This window comes from Streptacidiphilus jeojiensis (assembly GCF_042510965.1).
GTDB lineage: Bacteria > Actinomycetota > Actinomycetes > Streptomycetales > Streptomycetaceae > Streptacidiphilus > Streptacidiphilus jeojiensis.
This window is the reverse complement of sequence record NZ_JBEUKS010000006.1, coordinates 313,803-340,069: the sequence shown is the minus strand read 5'-3', so window position 1 is coordinate 340,069 and position 26,267 is coordinate 313,803. Positions and strand designations below refer to the sequence as shown.

At 73.5% G+C, this 26,267-nt stretch carries 28 protein-coding genes; 14 read left to right on the top strand and 14 right to left on the bottom strand.

Annotated elements, in window-relative coordinates:
* The first annotated feature begins 122 nt into the window (after positions 1-122).
* The 3 genes from ABUW04_RS19105 (at position 123) to ABUW04_RS19095 (ending at position 2,681) form a co-directional block, all read left to right on the top strand.
* Entirely contained in the window at positions 123-749 is a 627-nt protein-coding gene (locus ABUW04_RS19105) for a TetR/AcrR family transcriptional regulator (protein ID WP_030252249.1), read from the top strand.
* 14 nt (positions 750-763) lie between these two features.
* Positions 764-1,552, top strand: a complete 789-nt coding sequence (locus tag ABUW04_RS19100; protein ID WP_380565875.1) for an SDR family NAD(P)-dependent oxidoreductase — start codon at positions 764-766, stop codon at positions 1,550-1,552.
* Between the two features lie 88 nt (positions 1,553-1,640).
* Entirely contained in the window at positions 1,641-2,681 is a 1,041-nt protein-coding gene (locus ABUW04_RS19095) for an NAD(P)-dependent alcohol dehydrogenase (protein WP_380565994.1), read from the top strand.
* Between the two features lie 60 nt (positions 2,682-2,741).
* On the opposite strand, the gene ABUW04_RS19090 is transcribed toward ABUW04_RS19095, so the two are convergent.
* Together ABUW04_RS19090 and ABUW04_RS19085 are read right to left on the bottom strand one after the other, a co-directional pair.
* Positions 2,742-3,875, bottom strand: a complete 1,134-nt coding sequence (locus tag ABUW04_RS19090; RefSeq protein ID WP_380565874.1) for a S1C family serine protease — start codon at positions 3,873-3,875, stop codon at positions 2,742-2,744.
* 36 nt (positions 3,876-3,911) lie between these two features.
* On the bottom strand, positions 3,912-4,970 hold the full coding sequence (locus tag ABUW04_RS19085) for an ABC transporter permease (RefSeq protein ID WP_380565873.1): 1,059 nt from the start codon (positions 4,968-4,970) through the stop codon (positions 3,912-3,914).
* A gap of 99 nt (positions 4,971-5,069) precedes the next feature.
* On the opposite strand from ABUW04_RS19085, the gene ABUW04_RS19080 reads away from it, so the two are divergent.
* Both ABUW04_RS19080 and ABUW04_RS19075 read left to right on the top strand, forming a co-directional pair.
* Complete coding sequence (locus ABUW04_RS19080; protein ID WP_380565872.1) at positions 5,070-5,531, top strand: MarR family winged helix-turn-helix transcriptional regulator; 462 nt, start codon at positions 5,070-5,072, stop codon at positions 5,529-5,531.
* Positions 5,532-5,713: 182 nt separating this feature from the next.
* The gene (locus ABUW04_RS19075; protein ID WP_380565871.1) at positions 5,714-6,202 is read left to right on the top strand and encodes a hypothetical protein; all 489 of its coding nucleotides are present in this window, start codon (positions 5,714-5,716) and stop codon (positions 6,200-6,202) included.
* Between the two features lie 34 nt (positions 6,203-6,236).
* On the opposite strand, the gene ABUW04_RS19070 is transcribed toward ABUW04_RS19075, so the two are convergent.
* Positions 6,237-6,767 (bottom strand): NUDIX domain-containing protein, encoded by a 531-nt coding sequence (locus ABUW04_RS19070; protein WP_380565870.1) that lies wholly within the window; start codon positions 6,765-6,767, stop codon positions 6,237-6,239.
* Between the two features lie 236 nt (positions 6,768-7,003).
* Here ABUW04_RS19070 and ppk2 point away from each other — a divergent pair, with 236 nt between their 5' ends.
* Together ppk2 and ABUW04_RS19060 are read left to right on the top strand one after the other, a co-directional pair.
* Entirely contained in the window at positions 7,004-7,933 is a 930-nt protein-coding gene (ppk2, locus tag ABUW04_RS19065) for a polyphosphate kinase 2 (protein ID WP_380565869.1), read from the top strand.
* Entirely contained in the window at positions 7,930-8,886 is a 957-nt protein-coding gene (locus tag ABUW04_RS19060; RefSeq protein ID WP_380565868.1) for a magnesium transporter CorA family protein, read from the top strand. The genes ppk2 and ABUW04_RS19060 overlap by 4 nt, the downstream gene beginning before the upstream one ends.
* A gap of 7 nt (positions 8,887-8,893) precedes the next feature.
* Here the strand turns inward: ABUW04_RS19060 and ABUW04_RS19055 are convergent, their stop codons facing one another.
* The 5 genes from ABUW04_RS19055 to ABUW04_RS19035 all read right to left on the bottom strand — a co-directional run bounded on the left by ABUW04_RS19055 (position 8,894) and on the right by ABUW04_RS19035 (position 14,285).
* Positions 8,894-11,083, bottom strand: coding sequence for an alpha-galactosidase (locus ABUW04_RS19055; protein ID WP_380565867.1), 2,190 nt, complete (start codon positions 11,081-11,083; stop codon positions 8,894-8,896).
* Positions 11,084-11,207: 124 nt separating this feature from the next.
* The gene (locus tag ABUW04_RS19050) at positions 11,208-11,951 is read right to left on the bottom strand and encodes a DUF2470 domain-containing protein (protein ID WP_380565866.1); all 744 of its coding nucleotides are present in this window, start codon (positions 11,949-11,951) and stop codon (positions 11,208-11,210) included.
* 114 nt (positions 11,952-12,065) lie between these two features.
* Positions 12,066-13,166: a calcium:proton antiporter gene (locus tag ABUW04_RS19045; protein ID WP_030252223.1), complete on the bottom strand. Its 1,101-nt coding sequence runs from the start codon at positions 13,164-13,166 to the stop codon at positions 12,066-12,068.
* 115 nt (positions 13,167-13,281) lie between these two features.
* The gene (locus ABUW04_RS19040) at positions 13,282-13,509 is read right to left on the bottom strand and encodes a hypothetical protein (RefSeq protein ID WP_380565865.1); all 228 of its coding nucleotides are present in this window, start codon (positions 13,507-13,509) and stop codon (positions 13,282-13,284) included.
* A 74-nt stretch (positions 13,510-13,583) separates the two neighbouring features.
* On the bottom strand, positions 13,584-14,285 hold the full coding sequence (locus ABUW04_RS19035) for a transglycosylase SLT domain-containing protein (protein WP_380565864.1): 702 nt from the start codon (positions 14,283-14,285) through the stop codon (positions 13,584-13,586).
* A gap of 104 nt (positions 14,286-14,389) precedes the next feature.
* Between ABUW04_RS19035 and cobF the strand changes: the two genes are divergently transcribed.
* The 3 genes from cobF to ABUW04_RS19020 all read left to right on the top strand — a co-directional run bounded on the left by cobF (position 14,390) and on the right by ABUW04_RS19020 (position 16,690).
* Complete coding sequence (gene cobF / locus ABUW04_RS19030; protein WP_380565863.1) at positions 14,390-15,160, top strand: precorrin-6A synthase (deacetylating); 771 nt, start codon at positions 14,390-14,392, stop codon at positions 15,158-15,160.
* Complete coding sequence (locus ABUW04_RS19025; protein ID WP_380565862.1) at positions 15,157-15,984, top strand: cobalt-precorrin-6A reductase; 828 nt, start codon at positions 15,157-15,159, stop codon at positions 15,982-15,984. Before cobF ends, ABUW04_RS19025 begins: the two co-directional genes overlap by 4 nt.
* 133 nt (positions 15,985-16,117) lie before the next feature.
* Positions 16,118-16,690 (top strand): COG4315 family predicted lipoprotein, encoded by a 573-nt coding sequence (locus tag ABUW04_RS19020; RefSeq protein ID WP_380565861.1) that lies wholly within the window; start codon positions 16,118-16,120, stop codon positions 16,688-16,690.
* Here the strand turns inward: ABUW04_RS19020 and ABUW04_RS19015 are convergent.
* A complete protein-coding gene (locus ABUW04_RS19015) occupies positions 16,684-17,298 on the bottom strand; it encodes a DUF6629 family protein (protein WP_380565860.1) in 615 nt (204 codons plus the stop codon). The genes ABUW04_RS19020 and ABUW04_RS19015 overlap by 7 nt on opposite strands.
* On the opposite strand from ABUW04_RS19015, the gene ABUW04_RS19010 reads away from it, so the two are divergent.
* Entirely contained in the window at positions 17,224-18,054 is an 831-nt protein-coding gene (locus ABUW04_RS19010) for an NADPH-dependent F420 reductase (RefSeq protein WP_380565859.1), read from the top strand. The two genes, ABUW04_RS19015 and ABUW04_RS19010, sit on opposite strands and share 75 nt — an antisense overlap.
* Before the next feature lie 66 nt (positions 18,055-18,120).
* Here the strand turns inward: ABUW04_RS19010 and ABUW04_RS19005 are convergent, their stop codons facing one another.
* Positions 18,121-18,975, bottom strand: a complete 855-nt coding sequence (locus ABUW04_RS19005) for a putative protein N(5)-glutamine methyltransferase (RefSeq protein WP_380565858.1) — start codon at positions 18,973-18,975, stop codon at positions 18,121-18,123.
* A 653-nt stretch (positions 18,976-19,628) separates the two neighbouring features.
* Positions 19,629-22,271 (bottom strand): ATP-dependent helicase HrpB, encoded by a 2,643-nt coding sequence (hrpB, locus tag ABUW04_RS19000; RefSeq protein ID WP_380565857.1) that lies wholly within the window; start codon positions 22,269-22,271, stop codon positions 19,629-19,631.
* A 62-nt stretch (positions 22,272-22,333) separates the two neighbouring features.
* On the opposite strand from hrpB, the gene ABUW04_RS18995 reads away from it, so the two are divergent.
* Positions 22,334-23,248, top strand: coding sequence for a carbohydrate kinase family protein (locus ABUW04_RS18995; protein ID WP_380565856.1), 915 nt, complete (start codon positions 22,334-22,336; stop codon positions 23,246-23,248).
* A 30-nt stretch (positions 23,249-23,278) separates the two neighbouring features.
* Here the strand turns inward: ABUW04_RS18995 and ABUW04_RS18990 are convergent, their stop codons facing one another.
* Positions 23,279-23,542, bottom strand: coding sequence for a hypothetical protein (locus ABUW04_RS18990; RefSeq protein ID WP_037594684.1), 264 nt, complete (start codon positions 23,540-23,542; stop codon positions 23,279-23,281).
* Positions 23,543-23,668: 126 nt separating this feature from the next.
* Here ABUW04_RS18990 and ABUW04_RS18985 point away from each other — a divergent pair, with 126 nt between their 5' ends.
* Positions 23,669-24,313, top strand: a complete 645-nt coding sequence (locus ABUW04_RS18985) for a LysE family translocator (protein ID WP_380565855.1) — start codon at positions 23,669-23,671, stop codon at positions 24,311-24,313.
* Positions 24,314-24,332: 19 nt separating this feature from the next.
* Here ABUW04_RS18985 and ABUW04_RS18980 read toward each other — a convergent pair whose 3' ends face one another.
* Both ABUW04_RS18980 and ABUW04_RS18975 read right to left on the bottom strand, forming a co-directional pair.
* Positions 24,333-24,563: a DUF2277 domain-containing protein gene (locus ABUW04_RS18980; protein ID WP_380565854.1), complete on the bottom strand. Its 231-nt coding sequence runs from the start codon at positions 24,561-24,563 to the stop codon at positions 24,333-24,335.
* Positions 24,564-24,594: 31 nt separating this feature from the next.
* Complete coding sequence (locus tag ABUW04_RS18975; protein ID WP_380565853.1) at positions 24,595-25,410, bottom strand: helix-turn-helix transcriptional regulator; 816 nt, start codon at positions 25,408-25,410, stop codon at positions 24,595-24,597.
* A 69-nt stretch (positions 25,411-25,479) separates the two neighbouring features.
* On the opposite strand from ABUW04_RS18975, the gene ABUW04_RS18970 reads away from it, so the two are divergent.
* On the top strand, positions 25,480-26,223 hold the full coding sequence (locus ABUW04_RS18970) for a dienelactone hydrolase family protein (protein WP_380565852.1): 744 nt from the start codon (positions 25,480-25,482) through the stop codon (positions 26,221-26,223).
* Positions 26,224-26,267 lie beyond the last annotated feature (44 nt).

The window sequence follows — 26,267 nt, the reverse complement described above, 5'->3', positions numbered from 1 at the left end:
GTGATCTCCATGCCTGCGGCCGCCCGGTCACGCCCGTTCGGAGGGTGTTCCTACCCGGGTCTCATACTGTCCCAGCGAGCCATCTGTCCCACTGGGACAGTTTGAGGAGTACAGTCGGGAACATGAGCAGCAACGAGGGCCGCAGGGTCCGCAAGGTCCAGGAGAGTCGCCGGGCCATGGCGTGCGCCGCCGTGAACCTGGTGCTGGACCGCGGGCTGGACCGGGTCACCGTCGAGGACATCAGCGAGAGCGCCGACGTCTCCCGCCGGACCTTCTCCCGGTACTTCGCCGGCAAGGAGGACGCGGTGGTCGACGGGCTGCGGGCGGACTTCGCGCGGATCAACGCGGCGCTCGCCGCCCGACCCGCCGCGGAGAACCCGCTCACGGCCTACCACCGGGCGCTGCGGGTCTGGCTGGACGGCGAACCGACCGCCTGGCCACGGCTGGAGCGCTCCGCCGACCTGCTGCGGCTGCTGCACCGGGAGACCGCACTGCTGCCCGCCTACCTGCGGGTCAGGGACGAGGCCCAGACCGCCTCGGTGCGGATCGTCGCGGAACGCCTCGGCCTGGACGCCGAGCACGACCTGCGCCCCGCGCTGGCCGTCTCGCTCGCCGCCGGGGCCTTCAGCACCGCCGTGCAGTTCTGGATCGCCCCCGGTGCGACCGCCCCGCTCCCGCAGCTCATCGACGCGGCGTTCGCGGCCCTGGCCGCCGAACCCGCGCCGAGCACCAGTACCACCACCGAGTGAAGCCAGGTACCACCATGTCCAACGCCCCCACCAGCACCATCGCCCCCGTCAACCCCGCCGAGTTCGCCGGGAGGACCGCCTTCGTCACCGGCGGCGCCTCCGGCATCGGCCTGGAGACCGCCCGCCGCCTGGCCGCCGGCGGAGCCGCCGTGGTCATCGCCGACTACGACGAGCAGGGCGCCGAGCGCGCCGCCGCGGAGCTCACCGCGGCCGGCGGCCGGGCCGCCGCCGTGCGCGTCGACGTCTCCGACCCCGAGTCGGTCCGCGCCGCGGTCGAGTTCACCGTGCGCACCTTCGGCGGCCTGAACCTGGCCGTCAACAACGCCGGGATCGCCGGCATCGCCGCCCCGACCGGCGAGTACACGGTCGAGGACTGGAAGCGGGTGATCGACACCAACCTCAACGGCGTCTTCTACTCGCTCCGCTACGAACTGCCGCAGCTGCTCGCCTCCGGCGGCGGCGCCGTGGTCAACATGGCCTCGATCCTCGGCACCAACGGCTTCGCCGGCTCCCCCGCCTACACCGCCGCCAAGCACGGAGTGGTCGGCCTGACCAAGACCGCCGCCGTGGAGTACGCCGCCCAGGGCGTCCGGGTCAACGCCGTCGGCCCCGGCTTCATCGACACCCCGCTGCTGCGCAACGCCGACGCCCCGCAGCGCGAGTACCTGGTCTCGCTGCACCCGCAGGGCCGTCTGGGCACCGCCGCCGAGGTCGCCGAGCTGACCGTCTTCCTGCTCTCCGACCGCGCCTCCTTCGTCAACGGCAGCTACCACCTGGTCGACGGCGCCTACGCGGCGCGCTGAGAAGCAGAGTCGGAAACAGAGATACAGAGCAGAGACACAGAGCACGGAAAGAGGGTTCATGATGTCCGCCGCAGTACCGACCGAGAAGATGAAGGCCGTCCAGTACCGCGCCGTCGGCGCCGACCCCGAGGTGGTCACCGTCGACCGCCCGGAGCCCGGCCCCGGGCAGGTGCTGCTGAAGGTCACCGCCGCCGGGGTGTGCCACTCCGACATCGCCGTGATGAGCTGGCCGGCCGAGGCGCTGCCGTTCCCGCTGCCGCTCACCCTCGGGCACGAGGGCGCCGGCACGGTCGCCGCGCTGGGCGAGGGGGTCACCGGCTTCGAGCTGGGCAACTCGGTGGCGGTGTACGGGCCCTGGGGCTGCGGCAGCTGCCTGATGTGCGCCCAGGGCAAGGAGAACTACTGCCTGCGCGCCGAGGAGCTGGGCATCCGCCCGCCCGGCCTGGGCGCGCCCGGCGCCATCGCCGAGTACATGATCGTGGACGACCCGCGCCACCTGGTCCCGCTGGGCGACCTCGACCCGGTCACCGCGGTGCCGCTCACCGACGCCGGTCTGACGCCGTATCACGCCATCAAGACCTCGCTGCCCAAGCTGGTCCCCGGCAGCACCGCCGTGGTGATCGGCACCGGCGGTCTCGGGCACGTCGCCATCCAGCTGCTGCGCGCGCTGACCCCGGCGCGGGTGATCGCCCTGGACGTCAACGACGAGAAGCTGGCGCTGGCCCGCGAGGTCGGCGCGCACGAGACCGTCCTGTCGGACCAGCACGCGGCCGCGAAGGTCCGCGAACTGACCGGCGGCCTGGGCGCCCAGGCCGTGTTCGACTTCGTCGGCGCGCCGCCCACCGTGGCCACCGCGACCGCCTGCGCCGCCGTGGAGTCGGACGTCACCATCGTCGGCATCGGCGGCGGCGCCGCGACCGTCGGCTTCGGCGCCACCCCCTACGACGCGGCGGTCCGCGCCCCCTACTGGGGCAGCAGGTCCGAGCTGATCGAGGTGCTGGACCTGGCCCGGTCCGGCGCCATCGACGTCCATGTGGAGACCTACGGCCTGGACGACGCCCCCAAGGCCTACCAGCGGCTGCACGAGGGCCGGATCAACGGCCGCGCCGTGATCCTGCCGAACGGCTGACCCAACTGCTGACCGAACGGCTGACCGGCCGACTGAACCCCCGGCACTCCCGGGCCGGTCTCAGTCGGCCGGCCCGGCGGCCAGGGTCACCGTCCGGCTGTGGGTCGCACCGGCCTGGTCGGTCCACTGGACGGTGACCCGGTCGCCGGGGCGGTGGCCGGTCACCAGGGTGGTGAGCGCGCCCGGGTCGGTCACCGACCGGCCGTCGAACGAGGTGATCAGGTCCCCGGCCACCAGGCCCGCCCTGGCCGCCGGGGATCCGTCCACCACTCCGGCGACCACGGCCCCGGGCGAGCCGTCGAAGGTGGCGTCGACCTGGAGGCCCAGCATCGCGGTGGCCCCGATGTGGATGCCGTCCACGGCCCGGCCGCCCTCGATGGCGTCGACCACGGTACGGGCGGTGGCGATCGGGGTGGCGAAGCCCGCCGACCCGGCGTTGCCGGTGCCGCCCCGGAACCTGAAGCCCTCGGACGCGGCGGTGTCCACGCCGACCACCGAGCCGGAGCGGTCCAGCAGCGGTCCGCCCGAGTCGCCGGGCTGCACCGCGGCGTCGACCTGGATCATGCCGGTCAGCTGCTCGGACTCCCCGGTGGCGTCGTCCCCGGCGGTGATCGACCGCTGAAGACCCGTCACCTGCCCTGCGGCCGCCGTGGGGACGCTGCCCTTGCCGCCGGCGTTGCCCACCGCGGTGACCGGGTCGCCGACCGCCAGGCGGGTCGAGTCGCCGAGCCGCACCGTGGCCAGCCCCGAGGCCCCCTTCAGCTGGATCACGGCCAGATCGTGGCCGCGGTCGTAGCCGACCACGGTCGCGGGGTAGCTGCGTCCGTCGCCGACGTCCACGGCGGAGATCTCGGTGGCGCCGTTGACCACGTGGTTGTTGGTCAGCACCTCGCCCGAGGGGGTCAGCACCATGCCGGTGGCCGCCGCCCGCGCACCCTGGTAGCCGAGCACCACGTTGATGTCCACCAGGCCCTTCTCGACCGTGGCCAGGGTGAGCGTGGCCTCGGCGGAGGGCGGGGCGGATCCGCTCCGCCCGGCCGTACCGCTCGCCGTGCCGCCCGGTCCCGCCACGCGGCCGCTGCCGTGCCCGTCCCTGCTGCTCGCCCAGACCGCGGCCACCAGGACGACCACCAGCACCAGCAGTACCAGCGACCCGCGCCTGGGGGCGCGGCGGCCCGTGTCCGTCCCACTCATGTCTCTACATGTGCCCGGTGTGGGACGGCGCGAACGTCAGCCGACGCGCACCCGCGCCGACCGGACGTCGCGGTGCCACAGCACGCCCACGCACACCGCGATCCACACCGCCAGCACCACGACCGCCCTGACCACGCCGTCGTTGTCGAAGTAGGCCACGCCCTGGACGGCCCGGACCCCGACGCCCACCGGCAGCACCGCGGAGAGCGGGTGCAGCCAGGCCGGCAGGAAGTCCGGGGGCAGTATGCCGCCGCTGGTGGCGTTGCCCAGGATGAGCAGCAGCACCGAGGAGACGCTGACCCCCGCCGGGCCCAGCAGCCGCACCAGCGCCATGGTCGCCCCGCCGACGGCGGCCGCCATCAGCGCGGTGAGCCCGGTGACGGCGAGGAAGGGACCGGGCAGCGCGCCGAAGGCGGTGCCGGCGATGGCGGCCACGGCCAGCCCGCCGACCGCGCTGAAGAAGGCCAGACCGGCCATCCGCCAGCGGAACTCCAGCCTGGGGGCCATCTGGTAGGTCATGGTGCCGAACAGGAAGCCGGCCAGCACCAGGCCGAAGGCGGAGTAGAAGATGGACAGGCCGCGGGTGTCCCCGCTGGATGCGGGCCGGACGTCCTGGGCGGCCGAGGTCTTTCCGTGCAGGAAGGTCCCTTCGAGCAGCGCGGTGACCGAGGGTCCGTTGGCGCTGCTGTAGAGCAGCACCGGGCTGCCGTTCGGGCCCGTGGCGTCGTAGGCCGCGTAGACGTCGCGGTGCTGCACGGCGCCGCGGGCCGAGTCCAGGTCGGGGTAGACCCGCAGGTCGAAGCCGGCGTGCTCGGCGGACGCGGCCTGCTGGGAGGTGGACCCGACGACGGCCACCGGCAGCTGGTGCGGCCGGGGTGCGTGGAAGGCGGCGAGGTAGACGCTGACGAAGATCGCCCCGATCACCAGCACGATGAGAGCGGGCAGCAGCGCTCCCCTGGCCCCGGTCGCGCCGACGCGGGCGGCGGGCTCGTCCACGACGTGCTCGTGCACGACGACATGTGCGTGCGGGTGCGGCTCGGGGCGGGCGTGCCGCGCCGTGGTTTCGGCATCATGGTCGGACACGACTGGGGACACGTGCGGTCCTCTCGTAATAGTTAAATATAAGGTGCCTGCTGATCGTAACAGCCAACCATCAGGTGCCTTATAACATTCCCGGAGCCAGGAGTCCCCCAGGTGATCGACGACCCGTCCACCCGAACCAGCTATCTGGCCTGGCAGTTCGCGCAGGCCGTGGCGCTGCGACTGGAGCGGACGCTGCGCCCGCTGGATCTCAGCCTCGCCCAGCACAACGCGCTGGTGCAGGCGGCCCTGTCGCCCGGGATCTCCAGCGCGGCCGTCGCCCGGCGGGCCGGGATGACCGCCCAGTCCATGGGCACCGCCGTCAACGGCCTGCTCGACCGCGGGCTGCTGGAACGCCGGCCGCACCCGACCAACCGCCGGGTGATGCAGCTCCACCCCACCGAGTCCGGACTGGCCCTGGTCCAGGTCTCCCAGGTGGCCATCGAGGAGTCCAACGCCAACCTCTTCGAGACCCTCTCCGACGAGGACGAGGCTGTACTCGCCGGGCTGCTGCGGCGGCTGGTGCAGCACACCAACCCGGACGCGCTGGACCTGAGCCGCTCGCACCCGGACTGAGCGGCGGGCGCGGGGCGACAGGGCGCCGGGCGGCGGGGCACCACACACCGGCGCGTCAGGATCGCGTAAGGATCCGCTACGGCCCCGTCAGGGCGCCGTCAACGCCGCCCACCGCCGCCCCGGCCCGCCCTGTAATGGAGGTGCAGCAGTGCACTCCTAGACCAGGCGAGCGGGAGGCCACCATGTCGTACACACTCCTCCGCCCCACGGCCCGCAGCAGGGCCCTCCCCGTGGCCACCGCGACCGGCCGGCAGGCCGGCCTGCGGGCCCCGATGCTGGCGGTGCTCTCCTTCGCGGTCGCCGCTCCGCTGTCGGTGCTGCTCGCCGCCGTCGGTGAGCGGCCCTACCCGGTGTTTGAACTGGTGGTGATGTCGCTGGCGGCCTTCGCCGTGGGCTGCGCCGCCGACCTGGCCGGCAGTGTGCTGGTCGGCCTGGTGTTCTGGCTGTTCCTGGACGGCTTCGACCTGGGCCGCTGGGGAGTCCTCGGCTGGGACGGGCACACCTCGGCGGTCCGACTGGCCGTGCTGGTGGCCGCCGGCGTGGTCGGAGCAGTGGTCGGGACAGCGGTGCGGGCAGCGCAACGCAACGAGAGCAGTGATCTGGACGAGGACGCCCCGGGGGACGCGATCGACCGGATCGAGGAGATCCCCGGCGCCCTCCCCAAAGGCTGAGCCCCTGAAGGCTGAGCCCCTGAGGACTGAGCCTCTAAAGACTGAGCGCCGCCAGCAGGATCGCGCTGACGCTGCCGGCCTCGGTGATCTCGCCCCCACGCACCGCCGCCACCGCCTCCGCCACGGTCCGCCAGTGCAGCGTCATCCCCTCCTCGCTCGCCTCCCGGGCCAGCGTGCCGGGGGTGAGGTCGCGGGCCAGGAACAGATGCGCCCGGGCCGGGGTGGCAGTGGGCAGTTGCTCGACGACGCCGAGCGGGTCCAGCCGTCCGGCGCGCCAGCCGGTCTCCTCCTCCAGCTCGCGCCGGGCCGCCGCCTCGGGCTCCTCGGTGCGCTCCACTCCCCCGCCCGGGACCAGCAGCAGCCGACGCCGCTGCAGGTAGAACTCGTCCTCCACCAGCGCGATCCGGCCCTCCGGGTCGACCGCGACCACCCGGACGGCGTCGGCAAGGTCGACCCACTCCCAGGTGCCGGTGACCCCCTCGGCGATCAGGACCTCGTCCTGGAAGGCGCTGATGAAGCGGCCCTCGGTGAGCTGGCGTCGGCTGACTGTGGGCCAGGGGCTCATCTGCGGCGGCCTTCCGTCGGACGGATTCGGTGGGCCCAACTCTCCCATCCGGCGCGACACCCCGTCCGGGCTTGCCGCAGACCGGCCATCTGACGGCCATACGGTGGCAAACTCCACGGGGTGGCATGCACCGAGCACGGTCGCCGACGATGGCGGGGGGCGTCGCCAGGACGCTTGGGGATCGCCGGCGTGGGGCAGAGGGCCACAGACGGCGGGCGCGACGAGGGGAGAGTCCCATGGCACTGGACGACGGCGGCCCGGGTTCCGAGCGGGCGCTGATCCACGGCACCGACCTGCTCTCCGACCTGCGGATCGACTACACCGACCAGGACGAGCCGGTGCTGATCCGCCCGGACGGCAGCGCCGTCGAGACCTGGCGGGAGAACTACCCCTACCAGCACCGGATGCAGCGCCCCGAGTACGAGCACCACAAGCGGCAGCAGCAGATAGAGCTGCTGAAGCTGCAGAGCTGGGTGAAGACCACCGGCCAGCGCATCGTCATCCTCTGCGAGGGCCGGGACGCCGCCGGCAAGGGCGGCACCATCAAGCGCTTCACCGAGCACCTCAACCCGCGCGGCACCCGGGTCGTCGCCCTGCAGAAGCCGACCGAGCGGGAGAGCGGCGAGTGGTACTTCCAGCGCTACGTCGCGCACCTGCCCACCGCGGGCGAGATCGTGCTGCTGGACCGCTCCTGGTACAACCGGGCCGGGGTGGAGCGGGTGATGGGCTTCTGCAGCAACGACGAGTACGAGCGGTTCATGCGGCAGGCGCCGGCCTTCGAGCAGATGCTGGTGGACGACGGCATCGCGCTGGTCAAGTTCTGGTTCTCGGTCTCCCGCGAGGAGCAGCGCACCCGTTTCACGATCCGTCAGATCGACCCGGTGCGGCAGTGGAAGCTCAGCCCGATGGACCTGGCCTCGCTCGACCTGTGGGACGAGTACACCGCCGCCAAGGTGGCCATGTTCCAGGAGACCGACACCAAGCAGGCGCCCTGGACCGTGGTGAAGAGCAACGACAAGAAGCGCGCCCGGGTCGAGGCCATGCGCAGCGTGCTGGACCGCTTCGACTACACCGACAAGGACGGCGCGATCGTCGGGGTGCCCGACCCGCGGATCGTCGGTGCGGCGGCCAACCTGCTGGAGGCGGGCGAGGAGAGCGGGCGGTGACCCGCACCAGGCTCTACCGCGACGGCAGGCTGGACCTGGAGGACTTCCCGGTCGAGGACATCTCCGACTACGTCTGCCAACCGGACTGCACGGTGTGGCTGGACCTCTGCGACCCCACCTCCGACGACTTCGCCATGATCACCGAGGAGTTCGGGCTGCACGCCCTGGCCGTGGAGGACGCCGGCGACGAGCGGCAGCGGCCCAAGCTGGACCGCTACCGCACCCATCTCTTCCTCAGCGCCTACTCGGTCGGGCCCGGGAGCGCGGACGAGGTCGCCGCCTTCATCACCCCCAACGCGCTGATCACCATCCGCAAGGAGGGGCGCTTCGACATCGACCCGGTGGTCGCCCGCTGGGACGACTCCCCCGACCTGGCCAAGGAGGGCGTCGGCTACCTGCTCCACGGGCTGCTCGACTACGTCGTGGACAGCCACTTCACCGCCGTGCAGCGACTCGACGAGCAGATCGAGGCGCTGGAGGGTCTGCTGTTCGAGGACCACGGCGACGCGATCAGGACCGTCCAGCGCCGCTCCTACGAGCTGCGCCGGGACCTGGTGCGGCTGCGCCGGGTGGTGCTGCCGATGCGCGAGGTGGTCAACACCCTGCTGCGGCGCGACCTCCATGTGGTCGGCGACACGATGATGCCGTACTACCAGGACGTCTACGACCATGTGCTGCGGGCCACCGAGTGGACCGAGTCGCTGCGCGACCTGGTCACCTCGGTCATGGAGACCAACCTCACGGTCCAGGGCAACCGGATGAACCTGATCATGAAGAAGGTGACCAGCTGGGCGGCGATCATCGCCGTCCCGACCGCGGTCACCGGCTTCTACGGCCAGAACGTGCCCTACCCGGGCTTCGGCACCCACGTCGGCTTCTGGGTGTCGACGGTGGTCATGGTCGTGCTGTCGGTCCTGCTCTACCTGGTCTTCCGGCGCCGGGACTGGATCTGACGGCGGCTTACCGGACGGCGGGCCGGCTGACGCCTGACTCGCTGACGCCTGACTCGCTGACGGCCGTCAGGTGCACCAGGGTGCTGGCCCAGTCGCCCTCCGGGAGTTCCAGCGGCAGACCGCGGGCCAGCAGCACCGCGCCGTGGTGCAGCCGGCCGGTGGCCGCGTCCCGGTAGCGGGCGTCCGGACGCAGCCCCTGCAGCCGCAGCACCGGTGCGCCCTCGCCCATGGAGCGGGACCGCCGGTAGGCGAGGACGGCGCTCTCGGTCCCGTCCGCCGCCACGAACTGGACCGCGCTCAGCTCCTGTTCGGGCCCGCGCAGCCGGTACTGCTCGCCCTGCTGCACCAGCGGCCGGACCGCCTTGTAGGCGGCCACCAGCTCGGCGGCCCGCGCCAGCTCCTCCTTGGTCCACTCGGCCAGGTCGCCGCCGATGCCCAGGGCTCCGGCCATCGCCGAGTGGAAGCGGAAGTCCAGCGGGGTGCTGCGCCGGGTGAACGGGTTGGGGCTGTCGGTGACCCAGGCGCCCATCACCTGCGCGGGGTGCAGCTGGGAGAAGCCGTACTGGATGTGCAGCCGGTCCGCCGGGTCGGTGTTGTCGGAGGTCCACACCTGGTCGGTACGGGCGAGCAGGCCGAGGTCGGTCCGACCGCCGCCGCTGGAGCAGTCCTCGATCCGGACCGAGGGGTGGTCGGCCCGCAGCCGGTCCAGCACCGCGTAGAGGTTCCGGGTGTAGTCGGTCCAGAGCCGGTCGTCGCCGCCCGCGCCGACCGGTCCGGCCTCGGTGAAGGGACGGTTCATGTCCCATTTGAGGAAGTCGATGGCGTTGTCGCGCAGCAGCCCGTCGATGGTGCCGTGCAGCCAGTCGGCCACCTCCGGCCTGGCCAGGTTGAGCACCAGCTGGTTGCGCAGTTCGGTGCGACGGCGGTGCGGCTGGTGCAGCACCCAGTCGGGGTGGGCGCGGTAGAGGTCGCTGTCCGGGTTGGTCATCTCCGGCTCGACCCAGAGGCCGAACTCCATGCCCAGGCCGTGCACATGGTCGATCAGCGGGGCCAGGCCGTCCGGGAAGCGGTCCGGGTTGGGCGTCCAGTCGCCGAGCCCGGCGGAGTCGTTGGTGCGGGCGCCGAACCAGCCGTCGTCCATCACGAACAGTTCCACGCCCATCGCGGCGGCCCGGTCGGCCAGCGCCTTCTGGTTCTCCAGGCCGATGTCGAAGTAGGTGGCCTCCCAGGAGTTGTACAGCACCGGGCGCAACTCGTCGGGGTGCTCCAGTACTTCGGACCTGATGTGCCGGTGCCAGGCACGGCTGGCGGCGCCGAAGCCGCCCTCGCTGTACAGGCCGAGACTGGCCGGAGTCTCCAGCTCCTGCCCCGGGGCCAGCAGTTGCACCATCGGTGTGTGCTGCACACCCGCCGAGACCGACGCCTGGCCGGCGGGCAGCCGCTGCACCGTCAGCTGCCAGCTGCCGCTCCAGGCCAGCGCGCAGCCGTAGACCGCGCCGCCGGTCTCGGTGGCGGTGCCGTCGTCGAGCATCGCCCAGGGCTGCGCATGGTGGCCGCTCACTCCACGACGGCTGGTCAGCACCGTTTCCCCGTAGGCGAGTTCACTGCGGGTCAGCTGCGATTCGGCGGCCCACTGGCCGTGCACCTGGCTGAGCCGGTAGCCGTCCAGCGGCGGCAGCACCCAGGTGGCCGAGTCGGCCCGCAGGACGGCCACCGGCTCAGCCGTCTCCGGCCGCCCCTCGACCGGACCGGTGTGCCGCAGCCGCAGCCGGCGCTCGATGACGTCGCTGCCGGGCCGCAGCAGGTAGCGGGTCTCGACCGCCAGCGGGTAGTAGCCGTCGGCGAACTCCAGCACCAGCTCGGCGGGGGCTCCGTCGGCCCCTCCCTCGATCCGGTGCCCGGTCAGTTCCAGTTCCAGGTCCCGGGTTCCGTCGGCGAAGCGGACCTGCAGTCCGGCATGGCCGAAGCGGGCGCCGCCGGCCGCCGCCAGGTCCAGTCGGCCGTCGGCGGCGACCTGGAAGCCGCGGTGCACCGGCGCCGGGAAGTCCAGCAGCGAGACCGCCTGCTCGGCGTCCAGCCGGGGACCCCAGTGCAGTCCGTGCAGCAGACCCTCGCCGTCGAGGTGCAACACGTAGCTGGACTGCGGTCCGCTGAGGATCCAGAGCTGCTGTTCCGGGACGTGGACGATCTGCGGCACGACGACTCCCACTTTCGGCCCGACTGCCTGACTGCAGGGCGATAACAGATCAGAACAGAGACTGGAAACAGTAGTCAACATACTTCAACACCCGACTTGATCGTCAGGGGTCGGAGCAGTGCGGTCAGCCGTGCCGGTGGCCGGCCCCGGAACCGGTCGGCGCCGCCGCCGCGGCGGCGATCAGGGCGTGCAGCCGGTGGCCGACCTGCTCGGCGTCGGGGAGCGGCTCGCCGAAGGCCAGCCGGACGTCCCGGTGCGCGCCGGCGTACTCCAGCCGCAGCACGATGCCGTAGCGGTCCAGCGCGTACGGCACCAGTCGGCGGGCGCCGCACAGCAGTTGCGGTCCGATCAGTCCGGTCAGCGCGGTCACGTGGTCCTGGTGGTCCTCGTCGAGGTGCAGCAGCAGCGCCGCCTCCACGGCCGCCAGCGGGTCCGGCTCGGCCGCGAGCAGCCGGGCCGGGTCGACCAGGGTCTCGGCGCCGTCGGCGTCCAGGACGATCTGGCGCAGGTCGAGCCGCAGCAGCCGCAGGCCGTCCCGGGTCGGCCGGGAGGCGCGCAGCCGTCCGGCGATGCAGACCTGGGCGCGGACCCGGTTGCCGGCCGGGAGCGGGGCCAGGTCGGTCCACTCCAGCAGGACCGGCAGCCCGGCCGAGCCCGCGACCACCACCTCCCGGGTGAGCCGGCACTCGGCCGGGGCGCGCAGGGCCAGACCGGCGGCGTCGGCGACGACCAGGTCCGGACCGTGGAGGTCGTGCCGGCCGCCGTTGGCGGCCGCGGTCAGCGAGGTGGCGGCCTGCAGCACGCTGCGCACCCGCTCGGCTTCGCTGGGCTCGACAGGTTCGGCGGCGGCGTTCTCGGCAGGCTTCACTCGACCCTCCATTTGATTAGGTAAGGCTTACCTTAGCTAATGGGGGATCCGCTGCCAACCTCGCCCCGCCGACGCATCGGGGGTGACGGCCGATCAGGGATCGACGGCGAGGAATCAGGGGTTGATGGCGAGGAAGAGGAAGGCCGCCAGCAGCACCAGATGCACTCCGCCCTGCAGCCGGGTGGCCCGCCCCGGGACCACGGTGAGGATGCTGACCACCACCGTCAGCCCCAGCAGCACCAGTTGGGTCGGTCCGAGCCCCAGCAGCAGCGGGCCCTTCAGCCAGATCGTGGCGACCGCGATGGCCGGAATGGTGAGCCCGATGCTGGCCATGGCGGAGCCGTAGGCGAGGTTGAGGCTGATCTGGACCCGGTGCCGGCGGGCCGCCCGCACCGCCGCCAGGGTCTCCGGCGCCAGCACCAGCAGGGCGATGACCACACCGACGAAGGACGGCGGGAAGCCCACCGCCGCGACGGCGTCCTCGATGGTGTGGGACTCGACCTTGGCCAGTCCGACCACGTCGACCAGGGCGACCAGCAGCAGCCCCAGGCTGATCACGGCGGCCTTGAGACTGGCCGGGGCCGCGTGCGCCTCCGGCTGCTCGGGCGCCTCGGGCGGGGCGACCGGCAGGAAGAAGTCCCGGTGCCGGCCCGCCTGGGTGGACACGAACAGCAGGTAGAGCACCAGCGAGGCCAGCGCGGCGAAGGTGAGCTGGGTGGAGGAGAACTCCGGCCCGGGGGCACTGGTGGTGAAGGTCGGCAGCGCCAGGCTCAGCGCGCTGAGCGCGGTCACGGTGGCCAGCGCGGCCCCGGTGCCCTCGGAGTTGAACAGCGCCATCCCGTAGCGGAGCGCGCCGACCAGGAGCGAGATCCCGACGATGCCATTGGTGGTGATCATGACGGCGGCAAAGACGGTGTCCCTGGCCAGCGAGGCGCTGTCGTCGCCGCCCGAGATCATCAGGGTGACGATCAGCGCCACCTCGATCACGGTGACCGCCACCGCCAGCACCAGCGACCCGAACGGCTCGCCGACCCGGTGCGCGACCACCTCGGCGTGGTGCACGGCGGCGAGCACCGCCGCGGCCAGTACCGCGGCGATCACCACGGCCAGCACCGGGTCGATGTGCCGTCCCCAGGTCAGCACCAGGAGGACCAGCGCGATCGCCGGGGCGATGACCGTCCAGGAGAGCAGCGGGGAGCGACCGGAGTCCGACATAGGGTCAGACTGTCACAGCGAAACCGACATTCAGGATATTGAGGACAGCTGACGCCGCCACCCGGGTCAGCCTGACCGGCGGGGCAGCCGGGTCGACGGGTCAGCCGGGTCGGCGTCAGCGGTGCACCGTGTTGATCGCGACCACCACCGCGGCCACCACCAGCACCACCGCCACCAGGTCCGAGCCGACCGCCACCCGGGCGGTGTGCTGGGAGCAGCGCTTGAAGTAGCCCTTCGCCGGATTGCGGCAGCGGGCCCTGGTGGCCCGGTCGTAGGCCCCGCAACGGCGCGTCATCCCCATCGACCCGCCCCACAGCAGTGCGATGGCGATCAGTACGATCATCGCCCGACCCCCTCCCGTCCTAGCCACCCTGACGGATACTCAACTGGCGCGCAACGGTGGCGGATCGGCCAGGCTCAGCCCGACGTGGCGGAGGCGACCGCCCGGCCGGCCTTGTCCCAGTTCTGCCGCAGGGTGTCCAGGTACGACTGGGCCATCGAGCCGAGCTTCACCCCGCGGGCGAAGGCCCGCATGTTGGAGGCCCCGGTGTTGTAGCCGAGGGCCAGCAGCTCGTCCTGGGTCAGGCTGCCGGTGTGCTGCGCGGGCAGCTGGGTCCTGAGGTCGTGCAGGAACCAGGCCTCGGCCTCGATCGCGAGGTCCGGATGGTCCGGCAGCTCGGTCCAGCTGCGATCGGCGAAGGAGCGGCCCCGCTTGGTCTCGTCGAAGGCCGCCTCGTGCATGTTGGCGATGCCGAAGGACGCGCCGGGCTTCAGCTTCTGCCAGGCCCGCTCGCTGGCGGCGTCGTGCGGCTTGTAGGACTCGTTGTAGAGGATCGCCATCAGCAGTTGCGGGTCGATCCCGGCCTGCCTGCCGTACCTGACCGTGTCGGCGGCGTAGTGCGCCGGGTCGTAGGGCTGGACCACTCCGGTCTCCGGGGCGGAGGCCGAAGCCGAAGGGGCCACCGCGCTCCTGGACGCGGAACCGGTTGAGGACTGCGACGGTGCGGCGGCCGCCGTGCCGGAGTCATGGCCGCCGGGCCGGGCGATCCAGCCGATCACCACGACCGCCGCCAGCACCAGGAACCAACCCCACCGTGACTTCCGCTGCTCCCCCGGCATCCTCCGCCTCCCACCGCTCCCGGCCCGCCGGCCGCCATCGTGCCTGGTACCGGGCGACGACCCGGTACCAGGCAACCTATCTCCTGCCTGGCAGACTCTCGGCCATGAACGACAGAAGGACGATCTGCGTCGTCGGCATCGGCGCGGGCGACCCGGACCACCTCACCCTGCAGGCGGTCAAGGCGCTCAACCGCGCCGAGGTCTTCTTCCTGCTCGACAAGGGCCGGGAGAAGTCCGATCTGACCGGGCTGCGCGAGGAGATCCTGGACCGGCACGTGGACCACCCCTACCGGGTGGTGCAGGCCACCGACCCCGAGCGCGACCGCACCGCCGCCACCCCCGGCTACACCCCGGCCGTGGACGACTGGCGTAGCCGCCGGGCCGACATCTACGAACGGCTCGTCAGGGACGAACTTCCGGAGGGCGGTTGCGGCGCCTTCCTGGTCTGGGGCGACCCCTCGCTCTACGACAGCACGCTGGCGATCCTGGCCGAGGTGCGCGGCCGTGGCACGGTGGACTTCGACTGCGAGGTGGTCCCCGGCATCAGCAGCGTCTCCGCGCTGGCCGCCCGGCACCGCACCGGCCTGAACCGGGTGGGCCGGCCGGTGCAGATCACCACCGGCCGCAGGCTGGCCGAGGCCGGGGGGCTGCCGGAGGGCGTGGACGACCTGGTGGTGATGCTGGACGCGCACCAGTCCTTCGCCGGTCTCGACCCGGAGCTGGAGATCTTCTGGGGCGCCTACCTCGGGACCGCCGACGAGATCCTGGTCTCGGGACGGCTCGCCGAGGTCGCCGAACGCATCCTGGCGCTGCGGGCGGAGGCCCGGGCCCGCAAGGGCTGGATCATGGACACCTATCTGCTGCGCCGGCCGTGACCAGCCCGTCGCACCGCAGCCCGTCGCACCCCAGCCCGTCGCACCCGCTGCACGTCCTGGTCCTCGGCGGCACCGCCCAGGCCCGGCTGCTGGCCGCCGAACTCGCCGACGACCCGTCACTGACCGTCACCAGCTCGCTGGCGGGCCGGGTGGCCCAGCCGCTGCTGCCGCCCGGCCGGGTCCGGATCGGCGGCTTCGGCGGCGCCGAGGGCCTGTCCCGCTGGCTGCGCGAGCACCGGGTCGCGGCGGTCGTCGACGCCACCCATCCCTTCGCCGTCACCATCAGCGCCAACGCGGCCGGGGCCGCGGCGGCCACCGGTGTGCCGCTGCTGGCGCTGCGCCGGCCGGGATGGACGGCGGGTCCGGGCGACCGCTGGCATCCGGCCGCCTCGCTGGAGCAGGCCGCCGCGCTGCTGTCCGCCCCCGGGCTGACGCCCGGACCCGCGGCGGCCACGGCCGCCGCGGACCGGCGGGTGTTCCTGACCACCGGACGCGGCGGGCTGGCGGCCTTCGCCGGGCTGCCGCAGCACTTCCTGGTGCGCTCCGTCGACGCCCCGGAGCCGCCGCTGCCGGCCCGGGTCCGGGTCCTGCTGGACCGGGGCCCCTTCACCCTGGACGGCGAGCGCGCGCTGCTGCGCGAGCACCGGATCGACGTCCTGGTCACCAGGGACAGCGGCGGCACCGCCACCGCGCCCAAGCTCGCCGCCGCCCGCGAGGCCGGGATCCCGGTGGTCGTGGTGACCCGCCCCGCCCCGCCCCCCGGCGTGCCGACGGCCGCCGACACCACCGCCGTACGAGCCTGGCTGCGCGGGCTGCGGGCCTGAACCTGTACCGGATCTGTGCTGAACCTGTGCTGTCGCCTGCGCGTACCTGAGGATGCGGACCCGCCTAGGCGGGCCGGTGGACCGGCTGCGACGCAACGGGCGCGGCGGCGGTCCCGGCGGAAGAAGATCCGTCATGATCCGAAAGAATCGTGTCCTTACCGGAGTGCTCGCCGCAGGCGCCGTCGCGGCCCTCGCGGCAGGCTGCTCCAGCAGCGGCACCAGCAGTGCCTCCTCGTCCGCGCCGACCACGGCAGCCGCCAGCGGATCGCCGGCCGGCGGATCCGCGGCGGGCGGCAGCACCACCCTGAAGACCGCCTCCTCGGCCGACGGCCAGATCCTGGTCGACGGGTCCGGGCGGGCGCTCTACCTGTTCGAGGCCGACACCGGCACCACCTCCGCCTGCAACGGCGCCTGCGCGGTCGCCTGGCCGCCGGACCACGCCACCGGAACACCGGTCACCAGCGGGCTCACCGCCTCGATGGTCGGCACCAGCACCAGGGCCGACAAGTCGACCCAGGTCACCTACGGCGGCCATCCGCTCTACTACTTCGTCAAGGACACCAAGGCCGGTGACATCAACGGCCAGGGCGTCACCGCCTTCGGCGGCGCCTGGTACCTGGTCGCCCCCGACGGCAGCGCGATCACCGGCTCCGGGAGCGCACCCAGCACCTCGCCCAGCAGCTCCGGCGGCTACGGCGGCTACTGAGCGGCGAGCGGCACCCGCCGGTCCGCGGTCCGGGAGCGACGGACCCAGCGCAGCACCAGCAGGCTGGCGACCGCGGCCAGCGCGCACCAGGTCGACACGAAGGCCGTCTGCCACAGCAGCAGGCAGACCACCGCCCCCACGCCGCAGGCCACCCCCACCGCACGGATGTCGCGCTGCCCGCTCGCGAGCAGCGCGCCCACCGTGGCCAGCAGGTATCCGGCACCGATCGGCACCGGACGGCCCACCCCGACGCCGTAGCGCAGGGTGTGCCCGTCGATCTGCGCACTGACCCCGTGCCGGGCCACCGCGACGGCCAGCACCACCGAGACCACCAGGCCGAGGAGCACCAGCGCCAGCAGCAGCCGGCGCCGGGCCGGCGAGACCGCGGCCCGTACCGCCAGCAGCACCCCGACCGGCACCAGCAGCGGCAGCAGCGGATAGGCGATCACGGCCCAGGCCGTCCGCGCCACTGCGGCCGTACCGGCACCCACCTCGCCTTCTGCGCCGCGCCAGACGACCGACTCGATCAGCTGGTGCAGGCCCAGCACCAGCGGCAGCGCGGCCAGCAGTGCGTCACGGCCGCGACGCACCGAGGCCAGCGTGACCACCCCGACGGCGGTGACGGCGCCGCCCGCGACCAGGTCGGCGGTCGAACTCCAGCACATCGCACCAACGTAGCCGCCGTACGGGGGGATCGCTGGTTCAGCGTGCCGCAACGGGGGAGGACTCCATCCATGGCAACCATCGGACTCATCGGCAGCGGCAACATCGGCCAGGCCATCGCCAGGCAGGCGGTCGCCCACGGACACAACGTCGTGCTCAGCAACTCGCGCGGCCCGGAGACCCTGGCCGACGTCGTGGCCGCGCTCGGCCCGCTGGCGAGCGCGGCCACGGCGGCGGAGGCGGGCGCGACGGGCGACCTGGTCGTGGTCACCGTCCCGTTCAAGAACTACACCCGGATCCCGGCCGAGCCGCTGGGCGGCAAGACCGTGATCGACACCAACAACTACTACTTCGAGCGGGACGGCCACTTCCCGGACATCGACAGCGGCCGGACCTCGGTGAGCGAGGTGCTCGCCGCCCATCTGCCGGACTCCCACGTGGTCAAGGCGTTCAACAACATCGCCGCCGCCGCGATCGGCGACGAGGCCGCCCCGGTCGGCACCCCGAACCGGCGCGCGCTGCCGATCGCCGGGGACGACGCCGAGGCCAAGAAGACCGTGGCCGCCCTGATCGAGGAGTTCGGCTTCGACGTGGTCGACGCCGGCCCGCTGGCCGAGGGCCGGCGCTTCGACCGGGACAAGCCCGCCTACGGCCCGCACCTCACCGCCGAGCAGCTGCGGGAGGCGCTGGCGCAGGGGTGACCGCGACGGCGGGGCCGGACGGTCCGGTCCGGCGGTCCGGCGGTCCGGTCCGGCCCGACGGTCCGGTCAGGGCCTGGTGCCGATGACCACGGTGGCGTCCAGTTCGTCCGAACCGGTGATCCGGGGCAGCAGACCGCCGGCGGCGAAGACCGCGGCGGTCTGCTCGGCCTGGCGTTCGCTGGTCTCTATCAGCAGGCTGCCGCCGGGCGCCAGCCACCGGTCCGCCCCGGCTGCGACCCGCCGGTGCAGGTCCAGGCCGTCCGGGCCGCCGTCCAGGGCCACCCTGGCCTCGTGCACCCGGGCCTCGGTCGGCAGCAGGGCGATGGCCTCGGTGGGCACGTAGGGGGCGTTGACGACCAGCAGGTCGACCCGGCCGCGCAGCCGCTCCGGCAGCGGGTCGTAGAGGTCGCCCCGGTGGACCGCGATACTCAGGGCGCCGCAGTCGCGGACGCCGCTGCCCGGGGCGGTGAGGTTGCGGCGGGCGCAGCGCACCGCCGCCGGGTCGATGTCGGCGGCGTGCAGTTCGGCGGCGGGGGTTCCGGCGGCGGCCAGGTCCGCGAGCAGCGCCAGGCCCACCGCGCCGGTGCCGCAGCACAGGTCGACGACCACGGCGTCCGGCGGGGCTTGCGCGGCGGCCTGCCGCACCAGGAACTCGGTGCGCACCCGGGGCACGAAGACCTGCGGGTCCACCGCGACCCGCAGGCCGCAGAACCCGGCCCAGCCGAGGATGTGCTCCAGCGGGAGGCCGGCGGCTCGGCGGCGGACCATCGAGTCGAGCTCGGCCGGGGTGGTGGCGGCCGCGACGAGCAGCGCCGCCTCGTCCTCGGCGAAGACGCAGCCCGCGGCACGGAGCCGGGAGACCACGGCGTCGAGGCCGTCGGCCGGTGCGGCGGGGGAAGAGGGCAGAACGGGGAAGGACACAGGGAGCCTTTCGGGATACCGAAGGGCGCTCGTCCCGTCAGGGCCTCGGAGGAGTCCCGGAGGCCGGGGAGCGGAGCACCCGGACTGCGACAGCGGTAATGGGTCCCACCTCCTCGGTCGGTGTCTCTACTGGCCGAGCGCCACAGTACCCGATCGCCGCCGCGCGCACCGCCTGCGGGAGGCCCGTTCCGGGCCGGGACCGCCGCCGTCTGGCATATGCACCCAACTCTCGTGCTTTGGCGTACTCTTGGGCCCGGCCAGAACCCACGGGGGCGGGTGGTCCGACGGCCGTTCGCGACCGCCCGGGGCGTAGCAGCGCACGCACCCCTGGGGCGAAGGAGACCGAACCGTGGTACCGCAGCGGCACTCGAGGGACACCCGAAGGCCGGGCCCGGCTGCCGGGTCCGTCGAGGACGGCGGGTCAGGACGCGCACAGCTGCGCGCCTACGACCGGATCGTCCTCGGCATGGATCCCGTCACCGTCCCGGGACCGGGCCCGGCGGAGCTGACGCCGGCCCGCCCGGCACCCCGCGCGTCCGGGCTGTTCGGCCTGCTGTGGTGCTGAACCGCTGCGGTGCTGAGCCCGCTGAGGTACTGAGTCGCTGCCGTGCCGAGTCGCTGCCGTGCCGAGTCGCCGCAGCGCCGGACGCCGGTCAGCCGTCCCGGCGTGGGTTGGCGCGTCGCGTGGGCTGCGCGGTGGCGGGGTCCTCGGGCCACGGATGCCGCGGGTAGCGGCCGCGCAGGTCGGCCCGGACCGCGCGGTAGCCCTCGCGCCAGAAGGACGCCAGATCACCGGTGACGGCCGCGGGACGGCCCGCGGGCGACAGCAGATGCACCGTCAGCGGAACGCGTCCGTCCGCCAGTCGCGGGGTCTCCTGCCAGCCGAACAGCTCCTGCAGTTTCACTGCGAGCACCGGCCGGTCGGCGGAGTAGTCGACCCGGATCCGTGATCCGGTGGGGACCGTGATCCGTTCCGGGGCCAGCTCGTCCAGCCGTCCGGCCTGGCCCGAGGCCCAGGGCAGCAGCCTGGCCAGCGCCGACGCGGTACCGATGCGCTCCAGGTCCGAGCGGCGCCGGGCCCGGGAGAGCTCGGGCTCCAGCCATGCGTCGGCCTGTTCCAGCAGCGCCTCGTCGGAGACGTCGGGCCAGGGGTCGCCGAGCTCGCGGTGCAGGAACGCCAGCCGCTGCCGAAGTCCGGTTGCCTCGGCCGACCAGGTCAGCAACCCGCCGAAACCCTCGGCGGCCAGCCCCTCCAGCAGGGCCGCCCGCAACAGGGCCCGGTCCGGGGCGGGCAGCGGCTCGGCCGCGAGCTCCACCGCCCCCAGCGACTCGACCCTGCGGGCGACCACATCGCCGCGCCGGGATCCCGGCGGCACGACCCAGCGGACCTCCTCACGCACCGTCAGCAGCGAGGCGCCCGCGCGTCGGGCGGTGGCCTCGTCGAGAGCCGCGGCCAACTGCACCCGCGCGGACGGCGACCCGGCCGGACGGTCGGCGACGGCCACCGCGATCCACTCGGCACCGGACAGGGCGGAGCCGGCCGCGGACTCGGCGGCGGTGCCGGAGGCCATCAGATAGGAGGCGCGGGCTCCCGGCTCGGGGGCGCCGCCACGCGCCCTGGCGATGCGCTCGGGGAAGGCCAGCGCGACGACCAGGCCGGCCGCCGTCGCATCGGGCACCGCTCGGTCCGCACGCCGGGCCCCGGCACCGTCCTCCTTGGAGTCCCCGGCGTCGGGCTGCCGCCGCAGCCGGCGGACCTCCTCGCGCCAGCGGGCGGCATAGGGGTCACGCCCGGTCCTGACGGTGCGCCAGACTGCGGTCAGATCGTCGCCGAGGGCCCGCGGCGGCTCCTCGGAGAGCAGCGCCACCAGCTCCGCCGCCCGCTCCGCGCCCACCGGCGCGGCGCCGTCCAGCAGCGCCCGGGCCAGCCGGGGGTGCAGCCCGGTGCGGGCGATCCGGGTACCCCGGGCGGTCGCCCGCCCGTCGGCGTCGAGCGCGCCCAGCGCGGTCAGCGTCTCCCGGGCGGCGGCCGTCGCACCGTCCGGCGGCGGGTCGGGCAGGGCGAGCCCTTGGCCGCCGGGGGCGCCCCAGCAGGCGGCCTGCAGCGCGAAGGAGGTCAGGTCGGCCTGGAGGATCTCCGGCGTGGGCAGGGCCCGGACCCGGGCGTCCTCGACCTCGGCCCAGCAGCGGTAGACGGCGCCGGGGCCCTCGCGTCCGGCCCGGCCTGCCCGCTGCCGCCCGGTCGCCAGCGAGGCCCGCACGGTGACCAGGCTGGACAGCCCGCGCGCATGGTCCGTGCGCGGTTCCCTGGCCAGCCCGCAGTCCACCACGCTGCGCACCCCCGGCACGGTCAGCGAGGACTCCGCCACGGAGGTGGACAGCACGATCCGGCGGCGGTCGCCGGCCGGGCTGAGCACCGCGTCCTGGACCGCGCGGTCGGCCCGGCCGTGCAGCTGCAGCACCTCCGCCGCTCCCCCGGCGCCGGCCAGCAGTCCGGCGACCCTGGCGATCTCGCCGGCGCCGGGCAGGAAGCACAGCACGTCCCCGTCCCGCTCGCGCAGCGCCCTGAGCACGGTCGTGGCGACCTGCTCCAGCAGCGCCGGATCGGTGCGCAGGCCCTGCGGCGGCCGGACCGGACGCGGCGGCGGCGCCCAGACCACCTCGACCGGGTACTGGATCCCCTGCGCCGCCACCACCGGCGCCGGAGCGCCGTCCCCGAGCAGCGCCGCCCAGGCCGCGGTGTCGGAGGTCGCCGAGGCGCAGAGCAGCTGCAGCTCCGGGCGGAGCGCGGCCCGTACGTCCAGCAGGAAGGCCAGTGCGGTGTCCGCGTCCAGATGCCGTTCGTGGCACTCGTCCAGCAGCACCACGTCCACGCCGGAGAGTTCCTGGTCCCGTTGCAGCCGCTGCAGCAGCACCCCGGTGGTGACCACCTCGACCACGGCGCGCGGCCCCATCCGGCGCTCCCCGCGTACGGTGAAGCCGACGTCCTCGCCCACCGGAGTCCCCAGCAGCCAGGCCATCCGCCGCGCGGCCGCGCGGACCGCCAGCCGCCTCGGCTCAGCGACCAGCACCCGTCGCCGCTCAGCCGGGGCGGCCGCCGTGCCGGCCGTGCCCGCCGTACCCGCCGCGCCGGTGCCGGGGTCGCCGTCGAGCAGCCCGGCCAGCGCCAGCGGCACCAGCGTGGTCTTGCCGGTCCCGGGCGGTGCTTCGAGCACGGCCGCGCCGCGCTCCGCGAGAGCGCGCCGCAGCTCGGGCAGGGCGCTGCGGACCGGGAGATCGAGCCAGGCGGGGTTCACCCGGGCAGTCTCGCATCCGCCTTCCCTGCTCCCGTGCTCCCCCGGCTGTGCAGAATGGCCCGATGACCGACTTCCTGGTAATCGGCGAGAGCATCGCCGACATCGTCCGAGCGCCCGGGCAGGCCGATGTGCCGCACCCCGGCGGCAGCCCCGCCAACGTCGCCTACGGCCTGGCCAGGCTCGGCCGCGACACCGCGCTGCTGACCCAGCTCGGGGCCGACGCCATGGGCGTGCTGATCTCCGCCCATCTGCGCTCGGCCGGGGTGTCGCTGCTGTCCGACGGGCAGCAGGACGTGCGGACGTCGACCGCGCTGGTCACCCTGGACGCCGGCGGCCAGGCCGGCTACACCTTCGACATCGACTGGACGCTGCGTCCCACCCCGCTGCCGTTCACGCCGCACCATGTCCACCTGGGGTCGATCGCGGCCGTCAAGGACCCGGGGTCGGAGACCGTCGCCGCCCTGGCCGGGTCGCTGCGCGGGCAGGCCACGGTCAGCTACGACCCCAATATGCGGCCCGCGTTGATGGGTGACCGGCCGGAGGCGGTGCGGCGGGTCGAGCGCTGCGTGGCGCTGAGCGACCTGGTCAAGGCCAGTGACGAGGACCTGGACTGGCTCTACCCCGGGGTCCCGGTGCCGGACGTCGCCGCGCGCTGGCTGGCGCTGGGCCCCGAGCTGGTACTGGTCACCAGGGGCGGTTCCGGCGCCACCGGCTTCACCAGCGGCGACACGGTCTCCGCAGCCGCGGTCCGCACCACCGTCGTGGACACCGTCGGCGCCGGCGACTCCTTCATGTCCGCGTCCCTGGACGCCCTGGCCGCCCTCGATCTGCTCGGTGCCCCGGCCCGGCCGAGCCTCGCCGCGCTGACCACCGACACGGTGCACGGGATCCTCACCCACGCCGGCCGGGCAGCCGCCCTCACCGTCTCCCGCGCCGGCGCCAACCCCCCGGACCGGGAGGAGCTCCAGAGCGGCTGACCGTCCGATCGTGTGATCGTCCGACGGTGGTCAGTGGACCAGGTGGCCGCTCCCCTCCTCGATGAAGCGGACGGCCCAGCCGAAACCGCTGAGGGTGGTCGAGGCCACCTTCCGGACCTCGATCACCTGGCAGCCGTCATGGGCGTACTTGCCCGCGAACCGCTCCAGGCGGTGCGCGTCGTCGAGCTCCTCCATGGACAACGGCGCACCGAGCACCAGGTCCTCGTGGACGGTCGTTCCGAGCGAGCTGTCGTCGGTACAGGTTCGGCATTCGTGTGCTTCGGGGACGGCCATGGTGTCCAGTGTGCTCCTGCAGCGGCCGCGCGGACGGATCCCCGGCGGACCGTGTAGGAGCCCTACATGGTTCGGCATAGCAATCGTCGCTGGTGCTGAACGCTCGGGAGCGCCGATCCTGGACCCATGGTCGGAACCAACGCGCTCCTGGGCGTCTCGGCGGTGGCGCTCGGCATGGTGCTCACGCCAGGACCCAACATGATGTACCTGGTCTCGCGCAGCATCACCCAGGGGCGCCGGGCCGGGGCGGTCTCGCTGGCCGGGGTCGCCGTCGGCTTCCTGCTCTACCTCTGCGCGGCCAACCTCGGGCTGTCGCTGGTATTCCTGGCCGTCCCCGGGCTCTACCTCGCGGTCAAGCTCGCCGGGGCCGGCTACCTGGCCTGGCTCGCCTGGAAGGCGCTGCGCCCGGGCGGGGTCTCGGTCTTCGCCCCGCAGCCGCTGGCCCCGGACTCACCCCGGCGGCTCTTCTCGATGGGACTGCTGACCAATCTGCTGAACCCCAAGATCGCGGTCATGTACCTCTCGCTGATCCCGCAGTTCATCGACGTCAGGGCGGGCGACGTACTGCTCCAGGGCTTCGTCCTGGGCAGCGTGCAGATCGCCGTCAGCCTTGCGGTGAACCTCGCCATCGTCCTCGCCGCGGGCAGCATCGCGCTGTTCCTGGCCCGCCGCCCGGCGTGGCTCAGGATCCAGCGCTACCTGATGGGCACGGTCCTCGGCGCCCTCGCGGTCAGACTCGCCACCGAACACGCCCCGGCCACCCCTGCCTGACCCGGCAGGCGATCAGCGGTCAGCTTGCGGCCTCCGCCTTCGGCGCGCCCCTGACCACCAGCTCGTCGAGCAGCGTCCTGGTGGCCTCCGCGACCGCCTCGACGGCCGCGTCGAACGCGTCCTTGTTGTGCGCGGCCGGCGCCCGGAACCCCGACACCTTCCGCACGTACTGCAGGGCAGCCGCCCTGATGTCCTCGTCCTCCACCACGGGCATGACCGGCGGGCGGAGCGTCTTGATGCTTCGGCACATACCTCCAGTGTGCGCGCCCGGCGGCGGTGCTTCAGCCGAGATTGGCGATGCGGGCCAGGTCGGGAGCCGGGGCGGAGAAGGTGACGAGTTTCTGTTCGGCATCGTCCGCGAGTTGCAGCACGACGTGGGTGAGGGTCAGTTCGCCGAGGAGGGGGTGGCGCAGCAGTTTGGTGCCGGAGCCGAGCGGGGTGATGTCGTGGCGGGGCCACCAGGCGCGGACCTCGGGGCTGGCGGCGTGGAGGCGGTCGATCAGGGCCGCGAAAGCGGGGTCGCCAGGGTGCCGGGCGGCGGCGGAGCGGAAGCGGCCGAGCAGGGCGGAAGCCTCGCCCGGCCAGTCCACCAGGACCTCGCGGGCGGCGGGGGCGGTGAACATCCACCAGAGCAGATTGCGCTCGGCGGCCGGGAGCGCGGGCCAGTCCGTCCAGAGGGCGCGGGCGGCGCGGTTGGACGCCAGCACGTCCCAGTGGCGGCCGGTGACGTAGGTGGGGCACGGGTCCAGCCGGTCGACCAGCGCCACCACGGCGGGCGAGAGCTGCTCGACGCCCGGGACCGTCGCGGGGACGCCGTGCACCAGTTCGTGGACGTGCGCGCGCTCGGCGGTGTCCAGCCGCAGCGCCGCTGCCAGCGCGTCGACCACCTGGCGGGAGGGGTTCAGCTCCCGTCCCTGCTCCAGATAGGCGTAGTAGGTCGAGGAGATCGCGGCGAGCTGCGCCACCTCCTCCCGGCGCAGCCCCCGGGTGCGCCGCCGGGAGCCCTCCGGCAGGCCGACGTCGGCCGGCTGCAGCCGCTCGCGGCGGGAGCGCAGCAGCTCGCCCAACTCCTTGGCCCGGATCGCGGCCTGCGACATCCTGGTACTCCGGTTACTAGGAAGAGTGTGCTGTGGCTACCACCTTAGGGAGGTGGTTGGGTTCTCGGCATGACCTCCGTTTCCGCGCGCCCCGTTCCGATCCGCACCGAACACGTCACCGTCCCGGTGGGCGTCGGCGACTCCGCGCCGATGGGCGGTTACCTCGCCCGACCGGACTCCGCAGGGGTGTTCCCGGCCGTGCTGGTCGCGATGGAACTCTTCGGCGTCGACTCCCATGTCCGCGATGTCTGCGACCATCTGGCCGGACTCGGCTTCGTCGCCCTCGCGCCGGACTTCCACCACCGCACCGATCCCGGCGTCGAGCTGCCCCGCGAACAGGCGGGCCGGGACCGGGGGTTCGAGCTGCTGCAGCTGCTGACGCGGGATCAAGTACTGGCCGACGTCGGCGCTTCCATCGACTTCGTGCGCTCTCTCGGCAGTCCCCGGGTGGGCATGGTCGGCCTCAGCATGGGCGGCCACATCGCCTACCTGGCCGCGACCGAGTTCGACCTGGACGCCGTCGCAGTCTTCTACGGCGGCTGGCTCACCGGCACGGAGATCCCGCTCAGCCGCCCCGAACCCACCCTCGCCCGCACCGGCCGGATCACCGGCAGGCTGCTCTACCTGGTCGGCGCCGACGACCATGTCATCTCCACGGCCGAACAGCAGGTGATCGCCTCCGCACTCAAGGAGGCGGGCGTCCGCCACGAGTTCGTGACCTACCCGGACCGCGGCCACGGCTTCCTGGGCACCGACCCGGACACCGCCGCCGACGCCTGGTCCCGGGTGCACGCCCTGCTGGCAACGGAATAGGCGGGCCCGGGACTTCCCTTCTTCCGGCGAGCGACCCAACCTGT